This is a genomic window from Promicromonospora kroppenstedtii DSM 19349, assembly GCF_000515355.1.
GTDB classification, from domain to species: Bacteria; Actinomycetota; Actinomycetes; order Actinomycetales; family Cellulomonadaceae; genus Promicromonospora; species Promicromonospora kroppenstedtii.
In genome coordinates, this window is sequence record NZ_KI911656.1 from 49346 (window position 1) to 53920 (window position 4575).

General features: G+C 72.2%; 4 protein-coding genes. All 4 read right to left on the reverse strand.

Annotated elements, in window-relative coordinates:
- A partial coding sequence (locus tag PROKR_RS10905; protein ID WP_169736389.1) for an ABC transporter transmembrane domain-containing protein occupies positions 1-990 on the reverse strand: 990 nt, incomplete at its 3' end.
- Positions 991-1211: 221 nt separating this feature from the next.
- On the reverse strand, positions 1212-1982 hold the full coding sequence (gene hisF, locus PROKR_RS10910; protein WP_036963036.1) for an imidazole glycerol phosphate synthase subunit HisF: 771 nt from the start codon (positions 1980-1982) through the stop codon (positions 1212-1214).
- On the reverse strand, positions 1982-2926 hold the full coding sequence (locus tag PROKR_RS10915; protein WP_245605794.1) for an FKBP-type peptidyl-prolyl cis-trans isomerase: 945 nt from the start codon (positions 2924-2926) through the stop codon (positions 1982-1984). Before PROKR_RS10915 ends, hisF begins: the two co-directional genes overlap by 1 nt.
- A gap of 101 nt (positions 2927-3027) precedes the next feature.
- Positions 3028-4389: a Pup--protein ligase gene (gene pafA, locus PROKR_RS10920; RefSeq protein WP_020014731.1), complete on the reverse strand. Its 1362-nt coding sequence runs from the start codon at positions 4387-4389 to the stop codon at positions 3028-3030.
- Positions 4390-4575: the final 186 nt, after the last annotated feature.

Below are 4575 nucleotides of genomic sequence, written 5' to 3' on the forward strand. Positions count from 1 at the left end.
GCCGGCGTCCCGCGGCAGGCGGGCGTCGCCGTGCTCGAGGGCGCCGGTCGCGTCGGCGACCTGCGCGATGCGCTCGTAGCCGACCAGGGCGCGCGGCAGCTCGCCCAGCACCCAGCCGAACGCCTGCACGGGCACGGTCATCATCGTGAGCAGGTAGGCGGCGGTCACCAGGTCGCCTGGTTCGACGGCGCCCGCGGCGATGCGCCAGGTGCCGACGGCCAGCACCAGGAGGGTGCCGATCGACGGCAGGGTCTGGATCACGGGGTCGAACAGCGAGCGGACGATGCCGACCCGGACGTTCGCGGCGCGCAGCTCCTGCGTGCGGGCACCGAACCGGCTCTCCTCGCGGTCCTCGGTGCCGAGCGCCTTGACCAGCAGCGCCGCCTCGAAGCTCTCGTGGGCGACGTCGGCCACGTCGCCGCGCAGCCGCTGCGCCCGGGTCACGGCCGGGGACATGTGCCGCTGGTAGACGGCGTTCACGGCGATCGTGACCGGGATGATCGCGAGGGCCGCGAGCGCCAGCCAGGGGTCGATCGCCACCAGCAGCCCCACGGAGACACCGATCATGACCACGACGCCGAGCGCGAACGGCAGCGGGTTGAAGACGCCGGTGGCGGCCTCGGTGTCGGAGGTGGTGTGGTTCAGGAGCTGGCCGGCGGGGTGCGAGCGGTGCCAGGAGACAGGCAGCCGCAGGTACTGCCGGGTCAGGGTGGTGCGGTGGTCGGCCTGGATGCCGACGAAACCGTATCCGGCCCAGATGCGGCGACCGGCGACGGACAGGGCGAGCGAGAGGGCGACGGCGCCGAGCACGAGGCCGGCGAGCCAGACCCGGTCCTGGGCGGCTTCGTCGCCGCCGATGGCCGGGACCACGACGGAGTCGGTGGCCCAGCCGACCGCGCGGCTGACGGCGACGGTGAGCGCGCCGAAGAGGCCGGAAGCGCCCACGGCCAGCACGTAGATGCCGGGGTGGGCGCGCATACCGCGCCACATGACCGAGATCGAGCGGCGCACACGAGAGCCCTGAAGGGCCATCGGGGTGGGTCGCGGGGCTTCTGGGGGCACGGCAAGACCTCGCTTCCTGGGGGGACCCCGCAATTTTCTCATGGCGAGGGAATCGATTCGACGGATTTACGCCGAGGGCGTCACCCCTCGGCGTCACCGACGCTAAGACCTCAACTCAGGTCGAGGTCAAGGAAGTCCCGGGGGGCGCCTCAGCGGACGTCGAGGCCGGCGGCGCGCATCGCGTCCTTGACCTGACCCACCGTGAGCTTGCCGAAGTGGAAGACCGACGCGGCCAGGACGGCGTCCGCCCCCGCCCGGGCCGCCTCGACGAAGTGCTCAGGGGTGCCCGCGCCGCCCGAGGCGACCAGGGGCACGTGCACGCGCTCGCGCACGGCGTGCAGCATCTCCAGGTCGAACCCGGCCGTGGTGCCGTCGGCGTCCATCGAGTTCAGCAGGATCTCGCCGGCGCCGAGCCGGGCGGCCGTCTCGGCCCACTCGACGGCGTCGATCCCGGTGCCTCGACGGCCGCCGTGCGTGGTGACCTCGTAGCCCGAGGGGGTGGTCACGTCGCCGGTGACACGGCGCGCGTCGACGCTCAGGGTCAGCACCTGCGAGCCGAAGCGCTGGGCGATCTCGGCGATCAGCTCCGGGCGCGCGATGGCGGCCGTGTTCACGCCCACCTTGTCGGCGCCCGCGCGCAGCAGCCGGTCGACGTCGTCCGTGGAGCGGACGCCGCCGCCCACCGTGAGCGGCACGAAGACCTGCTCGGCGGTGCGGCGCACGACGTCGACCATGGTCTGCCGGTCGCCCGACGAGGCGGACACGTCCAGGAACGTGAGCTCGTCGGCGCCCTCGGCGTCGTACCGGCCGGCGAGCTCGACCGGGTCACCGGCGTCCCGCAGGTCGGCGAAGTTGACGCCCTTGACCACTCGGCCCGCGTCGACGTCCAGGCACGGGATCACACGGATCGCGACGGACATCAGCCCTCCTTCTTCTTCGGTGCTTCCTCGTCCCCGGCGACGGCCTTGTGCGCGTCGAGGATGTCGACGACGTACACCACCGTCTCGCCGGCGAGGCTGCTGCTGGTGTTGGCGTACCCGCTCCCCGGCGGGACGACGAGCATCACCTGGGACCCGACGGTCTGCTCCAGGAGCCCCTGGTCCCAGCCGTCGACGAGCCGGCCGATGCCGATCTCGGCGGACTGGGGCGGGGTGTCCTCGGTCCACGTGGTGTCGACCACCTCGCCGTCGCTCCAGCGGACGGCGGTGAACTCCACGGTGAGGATCTGGCCGGCCCGCACCTGCGGCCCGGAGCCGCGCAGCAAGGGGTGCACCACGAGGTCGGTCGGTGGATCGACGCCACGCGGGATGCGGACGGTCGGGGCGCCCAGGTCGTCCAGGCGCACCTGCGGCAGCTCCTTGCCTGGCGGCACGCCCTCCGTGCCGGACGCCCGGGCGGGCAGCACGTCGACCACCAGCAGCACCGGGACGCCGTCCTGCTCCTCCATGAGCGCCAGACGGGTGCCGACGCGGCGGCCCTCGAGCGCCGCGAACAGGTGGTTGCCGAGCGACTTCTCGGTCATCGTGTACGCCGCGGGCGCGGTGCGGAACGTGTTCTGCAGCTCCGTTCCGTCGCGGCCGTCCTGCGCGTACAGGTTCAGGAGCACCGGGTCGTCCCGCTCCAGCACGTCGCCGGTGCCGGGCCAGACCATGCGCGAGCCGGGTTCCACGACCTCGAACGGCTTCTCGTACTCGAGCGTCGGCGGGGCGTCGCTCCCGCCCGTGACCTGCAGCGGCGCCTGCGACGCCGAGGACGTCGGGGCCGGGCCCACCTCGACCGGCAGCGAGGCCGGCGTGCACGCCGTGGTCATGGTCACCGCGGCTGCCGCCAGACCGCCGACGAGGACGCGTACCCAGGAGCTCACTCGCGCAAGTCTCCCATGCTGCGACGACGGTCCGGGAACGACGGTGCCCCGGTCACCGGCCGGCGGCCGGCGGCCGGGGCACCGTCACGTGCGCTCGGCGCTCACATGCTCTCGATGAGCCGCTCCACGCGGTCGTCCACGCTCTTGAACGGGTCCTTGCACAGCACGGTGCGCTGCGCCTGGTCGTTCAGCTTGAGGTGCACCCAGTCGACCGTGTAGTCCCGCCGCGCCTCCTGTGCCGCCCGTACGAAGTCGCCGCGCAGCTTGGCCCGGGTGGTCTGCGGCGGCAGCGCCGTCGACTCGAAGACCTCCAGGTCCGTGGTGACCCGCTCCACCATGCCGCGGGCGGCGAGCAGGTTGTACAGGCCCTCCGTGCGGGAGATGTCGTGGTAGGCCAGGTCGAGGCGGGCGATCCGGGGGTCGTCCAGCCCCAGGTCGTGCTTCTCCTGGTACCGCTTGATCAGCTTGAGCTTGATGACCCAGTCCAGCTCCCGGTCCACGAGGGACAGGTTCTCGGCCTGCAGGGCGCGCAGCCCGCGCTCCCACAGGTCGAGCACCTGCTTGACCACCGGGGTGACCTCGAGGTTGGCCTCCACGAGCTCGCGGGCGCGCTCGTAGTACTCCGACTGGATCTCGATCGCCGTCATGGTCCGGCCGTTGGCCAGCGTCACGGCGTGCTTGCCCGTGCGGTCGTGGCTGATCTCCCGGATGGCCCGGATGGGGTTCTCCAGGGTGAGGTCCCGCATCGGGACCCCTGCCTCGACCAGGCGCAGCACCAGGTCGGTGGTGCCCACCTTGAGCATCGTGGTGGGCTCCGCCATCGACGAGTCGCCCACGATGACGTGCAGCCTGCGGTACAGCTCCGCGTCCGCGTGCGGCTCGTCGCGCGTGTTGATGATCGGCCGGGACCGGGTGGTGGCGCTGGAGACGGCCTCCCAGATGTGGTCGGCGCGCTGCGAGAGGCAGAACACCGCACCGCGCGGCGTTGAGAGCACCTTGCCCGCACCGACCAGGATCTGCCGGGTGATCAGGAACGGAACCAGCACGTCGGACAGCCGCGAGAAGTCGCCGGACCGCCGCACCAGGTAGTTCTCGTGGCAGCCGTAGGAGTTGCCCGCCGAGTCGGTGTTGTTCTTGAACAGGTGGATGCGTCCGGGCAGGTCCTCGTGCTCCAGACGCTGCTGCGCGTCGGCCACGAGGCCCTCCAGGATGCGTTCGCCGCCCCGGTCGTACGAGACGAGCTGCCGCACGTCGTCGCACTCCGCCGTCGCGTACTCGGGGTGCGAGCCGACGTCGAGGTAGAGGCGGGAGCCGTTCCTCAGGAACACGTTCGAGGAACGGCCCCACGCCACCACCTTCCGGAACAGGTAGCGGGCGACCTCGTCGGCCGACAGGCCACGCCCGTCGTCGGCGGCGCACGTGACGCCGTACTCGGTCTCGAGACCGAAGATCCTGCGGTCCATGGATTCCCCTCCCGTTCGCGGAACCTGGTTTATTCGTCGGCGCCGGACGAGGTGCCGGTCGCGCCCGGCCCCTCGTCCGGCTTCTCCTTCGCCGGGGAGCCATCTGCCGGGGAGTCCTCGGCGGGCTCGTCCGCAGGGCTCTCCGGGGGAACGGTGTCCGCCGTGCTCAGGCCCGGCGTCGCCGAG

Coding starts and splice junctions, on each gene's coding strand:
- hisF (WP_036963036.1), bottom strand. CDS start 1,982: ATGTCCGTCGCGATCCGTGTGATCCCGTGCCTGGACGTCGACGCGGGC.
- pafA (WP_020014731.1), bottom strand. CDS start 4,389: ATGGACCGCAGGATCTTCGGTCTCGAGACCGAGTACGGCGTCACGTGC.